At 30.9% G+C, this 19,356-nt stretch carries 11 protein-coding genes and 1 riboswitch; of the genes, 8 read left to right on the forward strand and 3 right to left on the reverse strand.

The genetic code is table 11. From position 1 onward, the window contains the following. The 3 genes from DPIF8902391_RS12035 to DPIF8902391_RS12045 form a co-directional block, all read left to right on the forward strand. The coding region (locus DPIF8902391_RS12035) for a gliding motility-associated C-terminal domain-containing protein (RefSeq protein WP_172505981.1) at positions 1 to 1,213 on the forward strand (1,213 nt) is incomplete at its 5' end. 10 nt (positions 1,214 to 1,223) lie between these two features. Then, positions 1,224 to 2,159 (forward strand): PorP/SprF family type IX secretion system membrane protein, encoded by a 936-nt coding sequence (locus tag DPIF8902391_RS12040; RefSeq protein WP_058884908.1) that lies wholly within the window; start codon positions 1,224 to 1,226, stop codon positions 2,157 to 2,159. A gap of 10 nt (positions 2,160 to 2,169) precedes the next feature. Beyond that, on the forward strand, positions 2,170 to 4,056 hold the full coding sequence (locus tag DPIF8902391_RS12045) for an OmpA family protein (protein WP_172505982.1): 1,887 nt from the start codon (positions 2,170 to 2,172) through the stop codon (positions 4,054 to 4,056). 67 nt (positions 4,057 to 4,123) lie between these two features. On the opposite strand, the gene DPIF8902391_RS12050 is transcribed toward DPIF8902391_RS12045, so the two are convergent. The 3 genes from DPIF8902391_RS12050 to miaE all read right to left on the reverse strand — a co-directional run bounded on the left by DPIF8902391_RS12050 (position 4,124) and on the right by miaE (position 5,742). Beyond that, positions 4,124 to 4,615: a CAP domain-containing protein gene (locus tag DPIF8902391_RS12050; protein WP_058884910.1), complete on the reverse strand. Its 492-nt coding sequence runs from the start codon at positions 4,613 to 4,615 to the stop codon at positions 4,124 to 4,126. A 102-nt stretch (positions 4,616 to 4,717) separates the two neighbouring features. Next, positions 4,718 to 5,155: a DUF4268 domain-containing protein gene (locus DPIF8902391_RS12055; RefSeq protein ID WP_058884911.1), complete on the reverse strand. Its 438-nt coding sequence runs from the start codon at positions 5,153 to 5,155 to the stop codon at positions 4,718 to 4,720. A 5-nt stretch (positions 5,156 to 5,160) separates the two neighbouring features. Continuing rightward, on the reverse strand, positions 5,161 to 5,742 hold the full coding sequence (gene miaE, locus DPIF8902391_RS12060) for a tRNA-(ms[2]io[6]A)-hydroxylase (RefSeq protein ID WP_058884912.1): 582 nt from the start codon (positions 5,740 to 5,742) through the stop codon (positions 5,161 to 5,163). A gap of 210 nt (positions 5,743 to 5,952) precedes the next feature. Here miaE and DPIF8902391_RS12065 point away from each other — a divergent pair, with 210 nt between their 5' ends. The 5 genes from DPIF8902391_RS12065 (at position 5,953) to DPIF8902391_RS12085 (ending at position 19,298) form a co-directional block, all read left to right on the forward strand. Then, the gene (locus tag DPIF8902391_RS12065) at positions 5,953 to 11,454 is read left to right on the forward strand and encodes an alpha-2-macroglobulin family protein (protein WP_172505983.1); all 5,502 of its coding nucleotides are present in this window, start codon (positions 5,953 to 5,955) and stop codon (positions 11,452 to 11,454) included. Between the two features lie 445 nt (positions 11,455 to 11,899). Next, a complete protein-coding gene (locus DPIF8902391_RS12070; RefSeq protein ID WP_172505984.1) occupies positions 11,900 to 14,002 on the forward strand; it encodes a coiled-coil domain-containing protein in 2,103 nt (700 codons plus the stop codon). A gap of 84 nt (positions 14,003 to 14,086) precedes the next feature. Next, positions 14,087 to 14,896 (forward strand): BT1926 family outer membrane beta-barrel protein, encoded by an 810-nt coding sequence (locus DPIF8902391_RS12075; RefSeq protein WP_172505985.1) that lies wholly within the window; start codon positions 14,087 to 14,089, stop codon positions 14,894 to 14,896. 584 nt (positions 14,897 to 15,480) lie between these two features. Then, positions 15,481 to 16,968 (forward strand): FAD-dependent oxidoreductase, encoded by a 1,488-nt coding sequence (locus tag DPIF8902391_RS12080; protein ID WP_172505986.1) that lies wholly within the window; start codon positions 15,481 to 15,483, stop codon positions 16,966 to 16,968. 809 nt (positions 16,969 to 17,777) lie between these two features. Further along, positions 17,778 to 17,902: riboswitch (SAM riboswitch) on the forward strand. A 121-nt stretch (positions 17,903 to 18,023) separates the two neighbouring features. Next, the gene (locus DPIF8902391_RS12085; RefSeq protein ID WP_172505987.1) at positions 18,024 to 19,298 is read left to right on the forward strand and encodes an O-acetylhomoserine aminocarboxypropyltransferase/cysteine synthase family protein; all 1,275 of its coding nucleotides are present in this window, start codon (positions 18,024 to 18,026) and stop codon (positions 19,296 to 19,298) included. The last annotated feature ends 58 nt before the right edge of the window (positions 19,299 to 19,356 follow it).

The following is a 19,356-nucleotide window of genomic DNA, read 5'->3' on the forward strand; positions in this document are numbered from 1 at the left end:
CAATTGTTCAACAGTATTAAAAGCAACATTTACCGATGTTGAAAAAGCCGGAACTTGCGAAGGAACTAAAACAATCACAAGAACATGGATTTTAACTGACGACTGCGGGAATTCAACCCAAAAAGACCAAATAATTACGGTTGAAGATAATATCAAACCAACATTTACCGGTGAGTTACCTCAGAATATAACAGTGAGTTGTGACGAGATACCTGAAGTTGCTGTTTTATCAGTATCAGATAATTGTAGTCTTTCTTCGGATTTAGAATTAGTATATACTCAAAATGTAACGAGAATAGCCGATCAGTGTGATTCAGAATATATAATCACCAGAACATGGAATCTTAAAGATTGTGCAGGTAATATTTCTAGTTACAACCAACAGATTAAGGTTGTAGATAATAAAGCACCAGAATTAGTAACAGATATTAATGATATTAATGTAAGCTGTGATGAAATTCCTGAAATTCCAACTATTGAATTTATCGATAATTGTTCGAGTAATAATATTCAGGTAGCATTTGAAGAGCACAATACTTTTGATGGGTCTGATAATGATTATGTAATTACAAGAAATTGGACAGCGATTGATCTTTGTGGTAATGTTGCTAATTTTACACAGAATATAAGTGTTACTGTGAAGCAAAATATAACTGAAATTACAGACTCGAAATGTATTGATGATGGCGAGATTAACTTAAACGATTACTTGGTTGAAAACAATATATCATCTGAAGGTAAATGGACTCTTGTTGAAGGAGATGGGCTATCGCTTTCAGTAGCTGGGATTTTTGACCCTCTAAATCTGTCTTTAGGTAATTATACTTTCGATTACACAACGTTTAATGATTTTTGCACATCAGTTACTCGAATTGTTATAAATATAAATGATCAATGTACTGTTTTGCCATGTGGGCAGGATGATATTAAAATATCAAAAGCGGTAACACCAAACGGTGATTCATGGAATCAGTATTTTAAAGTAACTGGAGCGGAATCGTGTGGGTTTAGGGTAAATGTGAAAATATTTAATCGTTGGGGAGCAAGAGTTTATAAATCGAATAACTATGCCAATAATTGGAATGGAGTTTCAGAAGGATTAACCTTTGGGAATGCAGAGCGGTTACCAGCGGGAACTTATTATTATATCGTACTATTAGAAAATAGTGGATTAAAGCCATTTACAGGCGCAATTTATTTAGCAACCAAGTAATATATAAGCTATGAATTATAACAAAAAATTATTATATACAGTTAGTATGTTTATTGTATCTATTTTTAATATACAAGGACAACAATCGCCTCAGTTTACACAATATATGTATAATACCATTTCTGTAAATCCGGCATATGCCGGAAGTAGAGGGGCGTTAAGTGCTGTGGGGTTACATAGAAGTCAATGGGCAGGTTTTGGAAAAGGTGCAGAAACTCAAACATTATCGGTTAATGCGCCATTGCGAAATGAAAAGGTAGGTGTAGGATTGTCATTTATAAATGATAAATTAGGGTATGAAAAATTTACCTATTTATATGGCGATTTTTCATATACTGTTCAATTAAATTATGATTTGAAATTAGCTTTCGGCTTAAAAGCGGGTTTTACACAATATAATTTAGATGATGAGTTACTAATTGCAGAAGGTTTAGATCCTGCAATTAGTGGTGTAAAGAATCGATGGGAGCCTAATATTGGTAGTGGTTTGTTTTTACATACAGAAAAATGGTATGTAGGTTTGTCTGTTCCAAAATTATTAAATGTAGATCATAACGATTTAACAGTTGATGGCGTTAATTATGGTGTTGTTGATAAAAGAAGTTATTATTTAACAGGTGGGTATGTTTTTGAATTAAATAATAATGTGAAATTTAAACCGGCAACGTTAATAAAAGGAACCCGTGGAGCACCTTTGTCGTACGATGTAACAGCAAATTTTCTTTTCAATGATAAATTTTGGTTAGGAGGGTCGTATCGATTTAATGAATACACGGCGGCTTTAGGTGCTTTGGTAGATTTTCAAATATCAAAAAAATTTCGAATAGGATATGCTTATGAATACCCACTATCTGATATAAATCAATTTTCAAATGGTACTCATGAGGCATTGTTAATGTATGAGTTAAATAATTCTAAAAGAGTAAGGTCACCACGATATTTTTAAGCGTATATATATGAAAACAAAAATTACATTTTTACTATTATTTTTTTTAGTTATTTCTTCTTTCTCTCAAAAAAAAATTGCCGATAAATTTTTTGAAAACTACGCATATATTAAAGCTGCTGAGTTTTATGAAAAAACAGTTAAAAAAGGAGATAGCAGTACTTATATTTTAACCCGTTTAGGAGATTGCTATTATAATAATTCAAATTCAGAAAAAGCCACGAAGTGGTATAATTTAGCAGCTAAAACGGACAAAGGTTTAAGTAATGAAACGATCTATAAGTACGCACAGTCTTTAAGAAGTGCAGGGAGTTATAAAAAAGCAGATCAATGGTTAAAAAAGTTACCAAACAATAAGCAAGGAGCAACAAAAATAACATATGAAAATCTAAAAACATTAAATAAAGATTCTGTAAAAGTTATTAATTTAGCAATAAACACTAGAAATTCTGATTTTGGGGCTTATGTACATAATAACAAATTTATATTCGCATCAACCAAAAATAAAAAAGGAAGGGTTTATAAGTGGAATAATGAGCCTTATTTAGATTTATATGAAGCCACTATAGACAGTACTTCTAAAGAAGATAAAAAAATAAAAAATGTCATTCCTATAAAATCATCAGAAGTAAATACAAGTTTTCATGAATCGAATATTGCTATTACAAATGATGGTAAAACAATGTATTTTACAAGAAACAATTTAACGAGAAGAGATAAGTTAGATTATGATAAAAAAGGAACGTCACATTTAAAAATATTTAAAGCAACTTTAGTTAATGGTAGTTGGAGCAATATCAAAGAATTGTCTATAAATGATGACGTACATTCAAGTGGTCATCCAGCTTTAAGCCCTGATGATAAAACGTTATATTTTACTTCAGATAGACCTGGAGGTTATGGTTTAACAGATATTTATAAAACTGCTATTTTACCTAATGGTTCTTACGGAGCGCCTGTAAACATGGGTAAAAACATTAATACAAGTGGTCGAGAAATGTTTCCATTTGTATCAAAACAATATGTGTTTTATTTTTCCTCGGATGGATATCAAAATTTAGGATTCTTAGATATTTTTAAATCTAATTTGTTAAAAAATAATTCATCGGAGGTTACTAATATGGGAGCTCCATTTAATAGTAGGTATGACGATTTTTCTTTTTTTATTAATAAAGATAATAAAACAGGTTATTTTTCTTCGAACAGACCTAAGGGAAAAGGGCATGATGATATTTATAGTTTTGAATCTTATAAATGTAAGCAATTAATTAAAGGAAAAACTTTTAATGTTAAAACAGATAGTATTTTAACAAATACTTTAGTTGAATTAATAAATAATAAAGGAAAAGTAATTAAAAAGAGTATTACAGGTTTAGACGGAGCTTATTCATTCGAAGTAGATTGTAATAAAAAATATGCTTTAAGAGGGTCAAAGAAAGATTATAAAGCAGATTTTAAAAAAACAACAACAACAAATACTAGAAATAAAGAAATCGTTGCAAATTTATATTTAACACCTTTAATTATAGATAAAGAAATAGTAATAAGCCCAATATTTTTTGATTTTGATAAATCAACTATACGTCCCGATGCAGCATTTGAGTTAGAATATGTTGTTAAAGTCTTAAAAAATCATCCTAAAATGATTATTAAAATTGAAGCGCATACTGATAGTAGAGGAGATGATGATTATAATGAAACCTTATCAGATAAAAGAGCAAAATCAACAAGAGATTATATTTTATCACGAGATATAGATCCTTCAAGAATAGAGAGTGCTATTGGTTTTGGAGAAAAAAAATTAGTTAATAAATGTATTAATAATGCTATTTGTACAGAAGAAGAACATCAAGAAAATAGGCGTTCAAAATTTATTATTATAAATAATTATAAGTAGTAATGTAAAGTTAAAGACCTATAAACGTAGTCTAATTGTTAAAATACGTTTATAGGTTTTTTATTAATTATTTTTTCACAAATATATTGGTGAAATACCATTTTCCTTTCGGATTTTTTTCGGCGCTAACATCAAAATGAGTGAAATTCCCTTCCATGTTTTTTCGGTGACCATCGCTTCTAATCCAAGCGTTTACTACTGATTTGGCAGAAGAATATCCGTAAGCAACATTTTCAGCAACATTTATTGCATTTATATTTTTATTCAAGTATTGTTTACGTAGATTAAAAAAATCATGAGAAACGATATTTTTATCAATCATATAATCCGTGTGTTTTTTTGATTGAAACTTAATAGCTTCTGATTTTTCTAAAAGTGAAAACCCTTTATTAATTCTATAATTATTTACTTGATTTAAAATTTCTATTTCAATCTTTTTTGCATTTGTTTCATCATAAGTATCTAACTGTTTTGACTTTATATTGTCGTTGTTAGAAGAGCAAGCGGTTAAAATTAGTGTGTAAAACACTATTGCTAACCATAGGGGGTGGTTATTCATTTTAAGTGATATTAGGGGATTAATAACACCTTAATATACATTAAAACAATGATAAAACAATGATAAAAAAAAACAATAAAAATTATTAATAAAAAGATAACATTAAATAGCGTCTCTAATAATGTCTTCATATTCATAAAAGAATAGTTCAAACTGATCCATGGTAGCTACATAAAATTCGTAACATTCTTGCCAAGTATTTTTATTGTGAATGCTAAATTTTTTATCATAAGGAACATAGATACGACGAATAATTTTTCTGTTATCTAATTCAAAATTTTCGTGATAAATAACTTCTGGTAAATATTCTGTTTCTAAAATATTTTTTAGAGATAATAACTTGTCGTATAATAATTCATTGGCTACTTCATCAAGATGTTCAAAATCTAAACAAACCGATGCTGTTTTACGATCGCCTTGAAATTTAAAAGCGAATCCTTTTATTTTTGTATTGTATAATAACCATTTTCTTGGAAAAGATTTCCCAAAACTTGTCCAAAATTCTTGGCGTATTGCTGCTGATTCTTCTTTACTAAACATGCTGTTTATCCGTGTATTTTTGCTTCAGAACCTCTACTTTTCATCATTTCGGCTTCAAAATTAACTAAATCGTTCCATTTTTTATCTACAATTTCTTTATCTTGATATTTACGAGCAAAACCTAAAAAGATCGTATAATGGTTTGCTTCTGAAATCATTAAATCTTTATAAAATTTAGATAACTCTTGATCTTCCATATTTTCAGAAAACACTTTAAAACGCTCACAACTTCTTGCTTCAATTAGCGCTGCAATTAATAAACGTTGTACTAAAGCATTGGTTCTGTCTTTTGTTTTTGTGAAAAATTTTTGCAAACGAATTGCATAATCGTTTTTCTGCTCACGTCCTAAAACCATTCCTCGTTTTACCATAAAATCATGCACCATTTTAAAATGCTCCATTTCTTCAATCGCAATTTCACTCATACGTTGTACAAGTTCTGTTTCTTCGGAATAATTGATAATTAAAGACACCGCATTAGAAGCTGCCTTTTGTTCTAAAAAAGCATGGTCTGTTAATATTTGCTGTAAGTTATCTTTGGCAATATCTGCCCAAGAGGTTTCGGTTTCAAATTGTAATCCTAACATGATGTAAATTATCTTTGATATGTATGATAAATAATTTGCAAAACTAAGGATTATTAAATATAAGCGGTAATTATATGTAGTGTTTCTTTAAAAAAACCAAGAAATTATTGTAGCAATAAACACTCCTTATTTGCTTGTAAAACAGCTAAATTTAACAGTTTTAGTTTTTTATAATTTGTAACTTTGAGGTACTTCAAAAAAAAATATATTATGAAAAAAATTGCAAAAATAATTGCAGTAACGCTATTGGTGTTTTTTATCAATAGCTGTAAAAAAGAGCATATCACACAAAGTGATAGCAATAATTATAGTGAATATGTAGCTGTTTTTCCTGAGGAAATGATTTCTTCAGTTGCCGATTTTCAGTTTATGCTTAAAAAAACACCCAAAATTACTACAATTAGCGATGCCGTTATTACGGTAAATCCGAAGGTAAAAGGGAAGGTGTTGTTAGACGGAAATAAAATAGCCTTTCTTCCCTTAGAAAAATTAAAAAGTAATACAGAATATGCGGTAACACTTCATTTATCAAAATTATATGATGGAATTCCTGATGATTTAAAAAGTTTCACAGCAAAAGTGAAAACCAAAGAATTACTTTTTAATGTAACATTGTCATCGCCTATTGTTTCTAGTAAAGATGTGTATGCCGTAGAAGGTGTGGTAAATATAAGCGATGTTATTGCTTGGGATAAATTATCAGAATTGGTAAAAGCAAAATATAATAATGCGGATATTTCAATGAATTTTGAAACTTCGGAAGCACTTGTTTCTGAAGCTTTTTTTAAGATAAAAAATTTAAAAAGACTTGAAGAAGACAGCGATATAACTGTTGTTTGGGATGGAAATAGTATTAATTCTAGTTCAAAAGGAGAACGTACTTTAACAATTACAGGTAAAAATAATTTTAAGGTTTTAAGTGTTGAAGTTGTTGACACAGATAAACAACATATCGAAGTTAGTTTTTCTGATCCTATAAAAAAATCGCAAAATTTAGATGGATTAATCGCTTTTAAAAACACTCAAAAAAGAAGATTTACTTATAAAGTGAAAAATAATATTGTAACTATTTATCCGAAGAGTTCCTTTAAAAATAAAGTAGATTTAGAAGTTTTTAAAGGAATTAAAAATACCGAAGGATTTGCTTTAAAAAATGGATATAGTCAAACGTTGCATTTTCAGCAGTTAAAACCTTCTTTGAGTTTTATCAAAAGTGGAACAATTGTTCCTAATTCAGATAATTTAAAAATCAACTTTAAAGCAGTTAATTTAAAAGCCGTAGATGTTTCGGTATATAAAATTTATAAAAATAATGTATTACAATTTTTACAGCAAAACAATTTAAACAATCAAAGTAATTTGCGTTATGTAGCGCGTCCTGAAGCAAAATACACGGTTAATTTAACAAATAAAGGCGTTGATTTAACCAAAGAAAATGCGTTTGCAATTGATTTATCAGAAATTTTATCCATAGAAAATGGAGCGATGTATCGTGTTGAGTTTTCTTTTAATCATCAATATTCTAATTATTCTTGTGATGAAAAAACAAATGACACTACTATTATTTATGGTAAAAAAGAAGTAGCTACTAAAAAATATAATACAGCGAGTTATTACGACAATGATGATTATTATAATTACCGATGGGATGACAGAGAAGACCCGTGTAAAACATCTTATTATTACAATAAAAAAAGAAGTACCAATATTTTAGCAACCAATCTAGGGGCAATTGTTAAAAAAGGAAATAACGGAACTACTTTTATTGCTGTAACCGATTTACGAACTACCGAACCTGTTTCAGATGCTAGGGTAACATTGTATAATTTACAGCAACAATCAATTATTACGGCAACTACAAATTCTGATGGTGTTGTTATTTTTGATGCTATCAAAAATGATGCTTTTTTTGCGGTAATTACTAAGGATAAAAACACAACGTATCTAAAGTTAAATGATGGAAATGCCTTGTCAATGAGTAAATTTGATGTTTCAGGAACGAAACTTCAAAAAGGAATTAAAGGCTATATTTATGGTGAACGTGGTGTTTGGCGACCTGGTGACAACTTATTTTTAACCTTTGTTTTGAATGATAATGCCAATCCGATACCCGAAAAACATCCAATTAAATTTGAATTGATTAATCCGCAAGGAAAAATTACTCAACGAAAAGTATTATTCAAAAATAGAAACAATGTATATGGTTATGCTCCGAAAACCAATCAAGATGCAATTACTGGAAATTGGAAATTAAGAGTAAGCGTTGGAGGTGCGGTTTTTAATAAAACACTTAAAATTGAAACGATTAAACCAAATCGTTTAAAAATTAAATTAAATACAGCGGATGATTTTATTAAAGCTGATACTGATATTGATGGAGATGTTGAAGTAAAATGGTTACATGGTGCGATTGCTAGAAATTTAAAAGTAGATATCAACGGAAAGTTTAGACAGCTAAAAACGGAGTTTCCGAAATTTAAAAATTATAATTTTGATGATGTTACCCGAAATTTTGGAACTGAAGAATTTAAAGTATTAAAAGGAACTCTAAATAATGATGGAGAAACTAGTTTTTCGGTAACACCAAGTTTAAAAAATAAAGCTCCAGGAATGTTAAAGGCTAGTTTCATAACAAAGGTTTATGAAAATGGTGGTGATTTTAGTACGGATGTGTTTTCTACAAAAGTATCGCCTTATAAAACCTATGTAGGATTGTTAAATGCCGAAGAACAGCAATCTAAAAATTATTTATTTACGGATGAAAAATATACATTTAACCTAGCATCTGTAAATGAAAATGGCGTAGGAGTTGCAAATAATTTAGAAGTAAAAGTATATAAAATATCTTGGCGTTGGTGGTGGAGTACTTCCGATAACGGGCTTTCTAATTACGATGGAACACGTCATCATCAAACTTATAAAACACTGCAAGTAAAAACAAATGCTAGCGGAAAAGGTTCTTTTGATTTAAAAATAAGCGAAAATGATTGGGGGCGTTATTTGATAAAAGTAATCGATAAGAAAAGTAAACACGTTACTTCAAATATTGCTTATTTTGATTGGCCATCTTGGTATGGTAAGAAAAAAGGAAATCAAGATAAAACGAATGCAACTATGTTGGTTTTTTCTACGGATAAAGAATCTTATGAAGTAAATGAAACCGCTACCGTAAAATTTCCATCTTCAGAAGGAGGAAGAGCTTTAATTACCATTGAAAACGGTACACAAGTTTTAGATCATTTTTGGATAGAAACAACAGCTAAACAAACAGCATTTAATTTTCCTGTATTGGCAAATTATACGCCAAATGTATTTGTAAATATTTCATTATTACAGAAACACAGTCAAACTGTTAACGATTTACCAATTCGTATGTATGGTTCTATACCGATGTTGGTTAATAATCCTGTAACAAAATTAGCACCTGTAATTGAATTAGCGGATGAATTAAGACCTGAATCAATAGCTGAAATAAATGTAAGCGAGCAAAACGGTAAAGCAATGACGTACACAATTGCTTTGGTTGATGATGGATTATTAGATTTAACACGTTTTAAAACTCCAAATCCGTGGAATACTTTTTATGCACGTCAATCATTAGGTGTAAAAACTTGGGATGTTTTTGATGATGTTATCGGTGCTTATGGCGGAAAAGTAAATCAGATATTAAGTATTGGTGGTGATGAATCGGAAGCTGGAAGTAAAAATAAAAAAGCCAATCGATTTAAACCGATGGTTACTTATTTAGGTCCTTTTAATTTAGAACAAGGCGCTGGTCAAACACATAAAATTAAAATTCCGAAGTATATCGGTTCTGTTCGTGCTATGGTAGTTGCTACAAATGCTACAAATGATGCCTACGGAAGTGCTGAAAAAACAGCGTTTGTACGTAAACCTGTGATGATTTTAGCATCATTACCTCGTAAAATTACCCCACAAGAAACAGTAACCTTACCTGTTACAGTATTTGCGATGTTGCCATCTGTTAAAAAAGTGAAGATTACAGTGCAAAAAAATGAGTCATTTACTATTGTAGGAAATAATACACAAACCATAGCATTTAATGAGCCAGATGAAAAAATGGCATATTTTACCTTAAAAGTAAATGATTTTAAAGGAATCGGAAAAGTTAAAATTGATGCCGTTTCAGGACGTGAAAAAGCATCCTACGAAGTAGAAATTGATGTGTTGAATCCGAATCCTATAACTACGGAAGTAAAAGATTTAGTATTGAAATCGAACGAAAAAAGCAAACTTAATTTTACAGCTTTTGGAACTTCTGGAACAAACAGTGCAAGTGTAGAGTTTTCGACCTTGCCACCAATGAATTTTACCAAACGTATGGCATATTTAATTCAATATCCGCATGGTTGTGTAGAGCAAACTACTTCTAGCGCATTTCCTCAGTTATATTTAGCCGAAATTTTTGAATTATCCGAAGAAAAAAAACAAGATATTCAAAGAAATATAAAAGCGACTATTCAGCGATTATCAGGTTTTCAAATATCAAATGGAGGTTTGTCTTATTGGCAAGGAAATAGTACAGCAAATAGTTGGGGAACTTCGTATGCTGGTCATTTTATGATAGAAGCTGCTAAAAAAGGATATGCGTTACCTATCGGTTTTAAATCGAAATGGATTCGTTATCAAAAACAACAAGCACGTACTTGGCGAAATAATTCTTATTACGGAAATAATTCGTTATCACAGGCGTACCGATTATATACCTTGAGTTTGGCAAATAGTGCTGATATTGCGTCAATGAATCGTTTGCGTGAAACAAGTGGTACTTCTAACGAAGCAAAAATGAGATTGGCAAGTGCCTATGCGTTAATCGGTAAAAAATCAATTGCAAAAGGGATTTTAAGCAAGTTAACAACAAATGATTATAGTAAACGACGTTATTCAAATTATGGTTCTCAAACTCGTAATAAAGCCATGGCATTAGATACTTATATCTTGTTAAATGAAGAGTCGAAAGCTATTAAATTAGCCAAAGAAATAGCCGAAAATTTATCTGGTGAAAAATGGATGAGCACACAAACGACTGCGTATAGTTTATTAGCAATGAGTAAATATGCTTTGCAAAATGGCGGAAATACAGGTATTAATGCAAGTTATGCTTTAAATAAAAAATCAGCAAATGTAACGACTTCTAAAGCCTTATTTATTGAAGATTTAAAAGGTGTTGAAAAAGAAAATACAGTTGCTATTTCTAATAAAAGTAACGGCGTATTGTATGTGCGTGTTTTTAATAAAGGAATTTTACCTGTTGGAGAAGAAAAAGTGTTTCAAAATAATTTAGAAACAACAGTTCGTTATAAAACAAAAGAAGGTACTACGATTGCATCAGATAATTTATCGCAAGGAACAAATTTTATAGCTGAGGTTACTGTAAAAAATATGACAAATGATAAGGTGAAAAATGTTGCTTTAACGCAATATATTCCGTCAGGTTGGGAAATTGTAAATACTCGTTTTACTGATTTTGGAAATAATACAACTTCTTCAAAAGTAGATTTTACAGATGTTCGTGATGCGAGTATTAGTAATTATTTTACACTAAAAGAACATGAAACTAAAACGTTTAGTGTATTGTTAAATGCATCGTATTTAGGAAGGTATTATTTACCAGGAGTACAAGTGGAAGCAATGTATGATAATGATTATATAGCCAGAACAAAAGGAAACTGGGTTGAGGTTGTTAAGTAAAAAAAGCATTGTTTAATTCATATTATTTCTTAAAAACAGCGTTATCACTATTGATAGCGCTGTTTTTTGTGTATTATTATTTAGTCTAGTTTGCTTTAAATCAATATATAAGGCGGTTTTCTCTTTGTTGCAAGGGGTTCTATCTCTTTTTTCAGGTGATTAAACAAGATAAGTTAGTTAAAGTTATGTTAAAATTTTAATAATTTTATATTAAAAAGCTTGTAATCAGGAACATTTATATACCTTTGAACCAGAAATTGCTTTCTAAACAGTGAAAAAATAAAAAATTGCTAAAAAATTTATTTTTCAATTTGTTACAATATTATTGCCATTTATCTAAGAGAAGATTTTTAAAAAATTCTTCAAAACTTGGGGGTTATTCTGTTGTTTTTCACTTAAAAAATTGTGTATAAATAATTACAAATAAATAATAAAAAGAAAAAGAATGAAAAATTTTGGAAAATTTACGCTTGCCGTATTATTAGCAGGTACCTTAGGATTAACAACATCTTGTGTTAAAGAGGAAATGTCTAGTGAGGTAGAAGCTATTTACAAAGGTCATGCGGAATTACTTGCTGCTAGAAAAACCTTAAAAACAGCGGAATTAGAAATGGCAAAAGCAAAATTAGCTTTGGCGTTACTAGAAGTAAAAAGTAAAGAAAATTCAAATGCTGCTGAATTAGCGCAAAATGAATTAGCAATTGCAACTGCACAAAATGCTCTTGAATTAGCAAACCAAAAACACATCACTGCTTTAGCAACCTTAAAAGCACAGGTAGAAGATATTAAATCGGAAGCTGTTAGAGATTATTTAGGGAAGTTTTTTGCTGAAAAAGGATTAATTATTAGCGCAGAAGCTAAATTAGCGAAGCAAAACCGTCAATTAGTAAAGTTAAAAGCTGACGTTGTTGATGTTTTTAATCAAGATAACGCAATCAAAGGCTACGAATTAGATGTTTTAGAATTAGAAAGCGATTTATTAAAAGAAACTGATAAGTTAGCTTTATTAGAAGCTGTTTTATCTGACCCTACAACTATTGGTGCTCAGGTTCTTGAAATTCAAAAAGCAATAGATGCTTTAAAAGCAACGAACAAAGAAAAAACTGCTAGAATTAAAGAAATTAACGAGACTGAATTATCTGCATTTGGTGACTATAGTGATAACTTAAATGATTATCAAAATGAAAAAAATTTATTAAATTCTTATAAAAGACAAATAGAAGCTGCTAATGTAAATATAGCAGATACTAAAGAAAGTTTAACGGAAACTCAAGAAGAATTAACCGAGTTAACAGGAGGAACAGCAGTAACTTATGAAGTTGCTTTAAGTAACAAAACAGCGGCGAAGGCTCTTTATGATCAAACAAGAGAAGCGTATCAAGAAGCGCAAGGTTTTTCTTCAAACTATAGCGATCTTATCAATAATATTGCAAATAAAAAAAGTTATATAGCTTCTTATAAAACGACCATTGAGTCTTTAAAGAACTCTATAACTTCTTTAGAAGCAGAATACAAAGCAGCTAAATTAAAGTTTGATGCAAACCCTTCTGATGTTGTAATTACCAGTAACGGTTATGATGGTAAAGCAGGTATTGCAAATGATAGTTCATCTGATACTTATTATAAAGTTATCAGCAACGATAATAACGAGGTTGTTTTCGGAACAACAGCATATACATCATATCAAGATGTTGTAAATAATGGCGGTGTTGTTACTGATTATTATAACGACCCTACTGTTGGTGAGTTTTTTAATGTTGAAAGAGATGACCAAACAAAAACAAATACAGAAGTATTTAATGAAGCACAACAAGCTTTAGCAAATGCTGAAACAAACTTGAGCGATTATGAATCAAGCTTAAATTCTAGTGAATTAAGTTTAGCTGAAGATGAATTAAAGTTAGCAGAATTTGATGCAACTGCATTAAGTGGTAATTTAGCAACTGCTAGAACAGCTTATGATAAAGCAAGAAAAGATTATTATACAGCTAGGGATGTTGTAACTTCTTTAGAAGCTGTAATATCTTTAGAAAATAATATTTTAAGCGCAGAAAATCAATTAACACAAGCACAGCAAAATGTTGTAAAGTGTAACACTGAAATTACACGTTTAGAAGCATTAATTGACACCACTAAATTAGCAGAATACCAAGCTTTAAAAGACAAGGTAACAGCTTTAGAATTAGAGGTTACAGTTAACAAAGAAAAAATGGACAATCTTCAAGGAGATATCGTTTATTTCAATGGGTTAGAGCTAGAATTAGAGGCAAACGAATATTCAGGTGATGATTATGACGATCGTATGGAGCAAATTAAAGGTCAAATTAAAACTCAAAAAGTAGCAGTTTTAGAGGTAACTGATAAAATTGAAGTTATTAAGCACCGTATTGAGCAGATTAAAAAAGGAAAAACAGATCTTACTGATCAAAGAGCAGAAGACATTGCTTCTTTAGAAGAAGGAATTGCTGTTTTAGAAGTTAAAATTGAAAAACTTAAAAAATCTGCAGAAATGTATAAGGCTTTAATGGAATCAGCATTATCAGCATAATATTTTCTTTAAGGTAAACACAATAGTACCCAAGTTTTACCTTGGGTACTTTTAACTCAAAAAAATTTCTTAAAGAATTTAATTATGAAAAAATATATATTGATAACATTATTATCTTTATCAGGTTTTGCAGCGATGTCTCAAAACGATAAAGAGATGGTTGTTAGCAGCCAAACAGATGCTTATAAACCCCAAAAAGGAAGCTATACCGTTTCTTTATTAATGGGACGAGGTTCTTACATAGAACAAGGCGGAACTTATGTTGGTAGTTCGCATCAGGTAAGCGGTCAAGCTCCTTATGCCAATACTATTAATAGTAATGATAATAGCTTAATGAATATGGCAGGAGTTGAAGGTAAATACTTCATTTCCGATAAAATGGCACTTTCATTAAATGGAGGTTTCACTTTTAGAACCACCCCTTCATCAGTTAATATTCCAGCAATTTTAGACGATGAGAACGCTGTAGTTGTTCCTGCGTATCAGTCTATTATAGGTGAAGACAAGTACAGTTTACATGCCGCTTTAGGTTTACAATGGTATTTAAAACTTAAAAGCCCAAAATTGGTGCCTTATGTAGGTTTTTCATTACCAATAGACTATACCAGAACCTCTAGTTTTGATCCTACTATTGATTTAAGTAATACATCAAGTATTTCTAATTTAGGGTTAAGTCATGTTGAGTTATTAGGTGTAGGCGTGCAAGCAGTTGCAGGTTTAGACTATTATTTAACCAAAGAAATGTTTATTGGTTTCGATGTAAAACCTTTAAGCTATAATTATTTAACAAACACTAAAAAGAAGAATGCAGGAACGCTAGGTCGTAAGGCATCGAATTCAACATTTTCATTCTTCGGACAGTATTTTTTCAAGATAGGATTTAAATTAAATTAATATTTTTTTATAAAAATACCTATTAAAATTTTATTTTATATAGATCGCCTAAAAATATTTTTAGGCGATTTTTTTTTATACCTATACGTTATTTTTATTTTTTTTGAAGCTGTTACCTGCTTTCACTACTCGCTTTTTTTATTTTTTTAAAGAAAAAAACAAAAAAGAGCTCAAACAAACCGTTCAATCAGGGCTAGGGTTTTGTTATCTCTTGGTAAGTTTTCGTTTTTAGATATAATTTTAATTTCTTTTAGCGTCTGTTTAAATTTTATTTGAAAAAAAATATCACAGAAAAATAAGGGATCGCATCTGTCAACCTGAATTTATTTCAGGTTCGCATCCTGATTAGCCATAGTTTTCCGCCGCTATCGCAAGCATCTTGCTTGTGCCGTCAAAGAAGTTCTAATTTCAAATTCTATTTTCTACAATAAAATTTTTTCAGCCGAAAATTAAAAAAAATCACTTAAAAAATACTATATTAAATATGACAGATAAAAACTAATAATTTTCGGTTTTAAAAAGTAAAAAATGTAATTTTACGTATTTAATAATTGCTAAAAACCCTCGAAATAAGGTATTAAAATATGGAAAACCCCCCCACTAATTGGACTATTTGTACGCAATGCAGAGGCGAAGGAAAAAAACGTCGAAAAATAAGTAAAAAAGCACGACTTCAGTATCAAAAAGCATTGGCTAAATCAGTCAGTGAATCTACGTTAATTCCGCCAATTACTCCAAAAGCAAGCTATACTAAATGTATAAATTGTAGTGGCTCAGGCTTGGTAACAACAACAAATCTACCTGAAAAACCACTTGAAAATTACCCACATATAGCTATTATTGGCGGTGGTATTGGTGGCGTGGCATTGGCAGTAGCCTGTTTACATCGACAAATACCTTTTACACTTTACGAACGAGATAGTAGTTTCGATGCTCGAGCTCAAGGCTATGGATTAACCCTGCAACAAGCAAGCAAAGCAATTCAAGCGCTGGGTATTTTAAAATTAAAAGAAGGCGTTGTTTCTACAAAACATATTATTCATACAACGCAAGGTAAAATAATAGGCGAATGGGGAATGAGAAAATGGTTAGATTCTGCCGAAAATATAGCCAAGAATAAACCTTCAAAACGAACTAACATACACATTGCAAGGCAATCTTTACGCTTTGAACTTTTAGAGCAATTAACAAATAAAGATCAAGTAAAATGGGGGTATCAATTAATTGATTTTAAAGAAAATAAAAAAATAGCTATAAAAAACGATCAAAAAGTGGAAAAAACAGCTGAAAAAGTTCAATTAACCTTTCAAGTAAACGGAAAAATAAAAACAACCCAAGCAGATATTGTTGTAGGCGCAGACGGTATTCGTAGTTCGGTAAGAACCCTATTATTAAAAGATAAAAACCCACCTTTACGCTATTTGGGATGTATTGTAATATTAGGGATTTGTCCTTTAGACGCTTTAAAAGGATTAGAAAATCCGTTGTTAGATTCGGCAACAGTATTTCAAACCGCCAATGGAAACGAGCGAATTTATATGATGCCTTACTCCGCCGATTCGGTGATGTGGCAATTAAGTTTTCCTATGCCAGAGCAAGATGCTAAAATTTTATCTAAAAAAGGGGCAGAAGCCTTAAAAGAAGAAGCCTGCCGACGAACAGTTTGGCACGAGCCTATTCCTCAAATTTTAGCTGCTACACTCGCTGATAAAATATCAGGATACCCAGTGTACGACCGAGAATTGCTAAGCTCAGAAGCATTAGAGAAATCAGAAAAAATAACATTAATCGGCGATGCTGCACACCCAATGAGCCCCTTTAAAGGACAGGGCGCAAATCAGGCATTATTAGACGCTTTATCGTTAGCTCGAACTATAAAAAAAGAGTGTGGAAGATTACCTGATTGGCGAATTCAAGGAATTAGAAAACGGGTATTAACCGATTTTGAAGCCGAAATGTTAGCACGAAGTGCCTCTAAAGTAAAGGGTTCGGCAGCTGCCGTAAAGTTTTTACATTCCGATGTGGTGCTTCAAGAAGGAAATGAACCCCGAGGACGCGATTTGAATCGTTAGTATAAAACTTTGATAACGATAAAACCTGTTTAAAATTAAATAACCTGTCAGTTCGAGTGATTTTTTTCCTTCAAAAAAATAGTATCGAGAACTTATTTAATAGTAAAGACATTTAAAATTCATCAATATAAAAGAACTCAAATTCTCGATACAATTTTAATTCCTTTGAGTCATTAAAATTACTCGAATTGACAATAACCATCAAAAAAAGCTAAAAATTACAGCAAATAAGGATGCTAAATTGAACTAAATTTCAGTTTATTATTTTTCTGTTATATTTTTTTAGATGAAATTTAAACAGGTTCTTATAAAACGTGAAAAAACGATTTTTCGAGTGATTTTTTCTTTTTTTTAAGAACTTTTTTCGATTAAAAGTAGTTGGATTTATGAAAAAATAAACTAAAAACAACGAAAAATAAGCAGGTTATTTTGAACGAAATTCTCTTTGTTGGTTGGCTTGTTTTTTGAAGAGGTTTTAAATTTTTTATCTAGCAAATATATGCTGTTGTGTACTACTTTAAAAATAGGGCAAAATGCCTAGCCCCGATTGTAGCAATTGTTTGAGCTCTCTGGCTTTTTTTAGCCAGAAGCGAGTGCGGAAAGCGGGAAAATGCTTCAAATAATTCTTCTTTATTTTTGCTTTATTTTTCATGAAAAAACGCTTGATTTTAGGCTAAAAAAACAGGCTTTTTTTAGTGATATTTTGTAACTGAAATAATTTATTTTTAAAATAAAAAGTGAAATAAATTTGGATATTAAAATATAATAATTGAATATTTGTGCTCACAAAGTTCAATAACTTATTGACAATGTTATCAAGAAAGGCGGAGGGATTAGACCCTGTGAAGCCTTAGCAACCCTTTGTTTAAGTCAAAGAAGGTGCTAAATTCTACTTAATTTTAGATTCATTTATCTGAAATTGGATAGATAACTCAAAAACAATTACAGCGCTGTAATTGTTATATTTCTTCATAACATTTTTCGAGTAAGCGCATCAAAATAATAGGTGCAGGTAACTTTTGTTTTAATTTTAATTATTTCAAAAAACAAGAAAAATGAGTACCCAAAAATTCGCAACAAACGCCTTGCACGCAGGTCACGACGCAACACAAACCGCAGGAACACGAGCGGTGCCAATTTACCAAACAACATCGTATGTTTTTAACAATTCTGAGCATGCAGCAAACCTATTTTCATTAAAAGAATTGGGCTTTATTTACACCCGATTAAACAACCCAACAAATCAAATTTTACAAGACCGTTTGGCGAGTTTAGAAGGCGGAATTGGGGCGGTAGTTTTCGCGTCAGGAACATCGGCAATTTCAACAGGATTATTAACCTTGTTAAAAGCAGGCGACCATATTGTAGCATCGAGCAGTTTGTACGGCGGAACGTACAATTTATTAAGCGTTACCCTGCCAAGATTAGGAATTACAACGACTTTTGTGGATGCTTCAAATCCTGATAATTTTGGCAAAGCAGTACAAGAAAATACCCGTGCTTTTTTTGTAGAATCTTTAGGAAACCCAAAGTTAGATGTGTTAGATTTAAAAGCAATTTCAACCCATGCAAAAACGGCAGAAGTTCCTTTTATTGTTGATAATACCGTAGCAACTCCAGCCTTGTTAAACCCAATTGAGCATGGTGCAAATATCGTAATTCATTCGTTAACAAAATACATCGGCGGACACGGAACGTCTTTAGGTGGCGCAATAATTGATGCAGGAACTTTTAATTGGGCAAATGGTAAATTTCCAGAATTTACAGAACCATCCGCAGGGTATCACGGGCTGGTTTACAATGATGTTTTAGGAGCGTCTTCTTATACTTTTAAATTGATTTTAGAAGGATTGCGTGATTTTGGAGGAGCGTTAAGCCCTACAAATGCGTTTAATATTATCCAAGGATTGGAAACTTTAAACATCAGAATTAAAAAACACAGTGAAAATGCTTTGGAATTAGCCAAGTGGTTAGAAAATCAAGAAGAAGTAACTTGGGTGAATTATCCAGGATTGGAAAGTAGTAAATATAAAAAATTAGCAGATAAATATTTACCAGAAGGACAAAGCGGTATTGTAACCTTTGGCGTAAAAGGAGGCTATGAATCGGCTAAAAAAGTGGCGGATACTACAAAATTATTTTCATTATTAGCCAATATTGGCGATACGAAATCTTTAATTATTCATCCTGCAAGCACCACGCATCAACAGTTAAGCGAACAAGCACAACAAAGTGCAGGTGTTAGCAGTGATTTAATTCGTTTATCCGTAGGATTAGAAAATATTGATGATTTAAAAAATGATTTAAAAACGTCTTTTGCTACTTTATAAAAAAATAATTATATAAAAAATGAATGTATTGTTTCTTGTTTTATCTCTTGTTTTGTTT

It is taken from the genome of Tenacibaculum finnmarkense genomovar ulcerans, assembly GCF_900239495.1.
In the GTDB taxonomy this organism is placed as follows: Bacteria; Bacteroidota; Bacteroidia; order Flavobacteriales; family Flavobacteriaceae; genus Polaribacter; species Polaribacter ulcerans.

Coding starts and splice junctions, on each gene's coding strand:
- DPIF8902391_RS12040 (WP_058884908.1), top strand. CDS start 1,224: ATGAATTATAACAAAAAATTATTATATACAGTTAGTATGTTTATTGTA.
- DPIF8902391_RS12045 (WP_172505982.1), top strand. CDS start 2,170: ATGAAAACAAAAATTACATTTTTACTATTATTTTTTTTAGTTATTTCT.
- DPIF8902391_RS12050 (WP_058884910.1), bottom strand. CDS start 4,615: ATGAATAACCACCCCCTATGGTTAGCAATAGTGTTTTACACACTAATT.
- DPIF8902391_RS12055 (WP_058884911.1), bottom strand. CDS start 5,155: ATGTTTAGTAAAGAAGAATCAGCAGCAATACGCCAAGAATTTTGGACA.
- miaE (WP_058884912.1), bottom strand. CDS start 5,742: ATGTTAGGATTACAATTTGAAACCGAAACCTCTTGGGCAGATATTGCC.
- DPIF8902391_RS12065 (WP_172505983.1), top strand. CDS start 5,953: ATGAAAAAAATTGCAAAAATAATTGCAGTAACGCTATTGGTGTTTTTT.
- DPIF8902391_RS12070 (WP_172505984.1), top strand. CDS start 11,900: ATGAAAAATTTTGGAAAATTTACGCTTGCCGTATTATTAGCAGGTACC.
- DPIF8902391_RS12075 (WP_172505985.1), top strand. CDS start 14,087: ATGAAAAAATATATATTGATAACATTATTATCTTTATCAGGTTTTGCA.
- DPIF8902391_RS12080 (WP_172505986.1), top strand. CDS start 15,481: ATGGAAAACCCCCCCACTAATTGGACTATTTGTACGCAATGCAGAGGC.
- DPIF8902391_RS12085 (WP_172505987.1), top strand. CDS start 18,024: ATGAGTACCCAAAAATTCGCAACAAACGCCTTGCACGCAGGTCACGAC.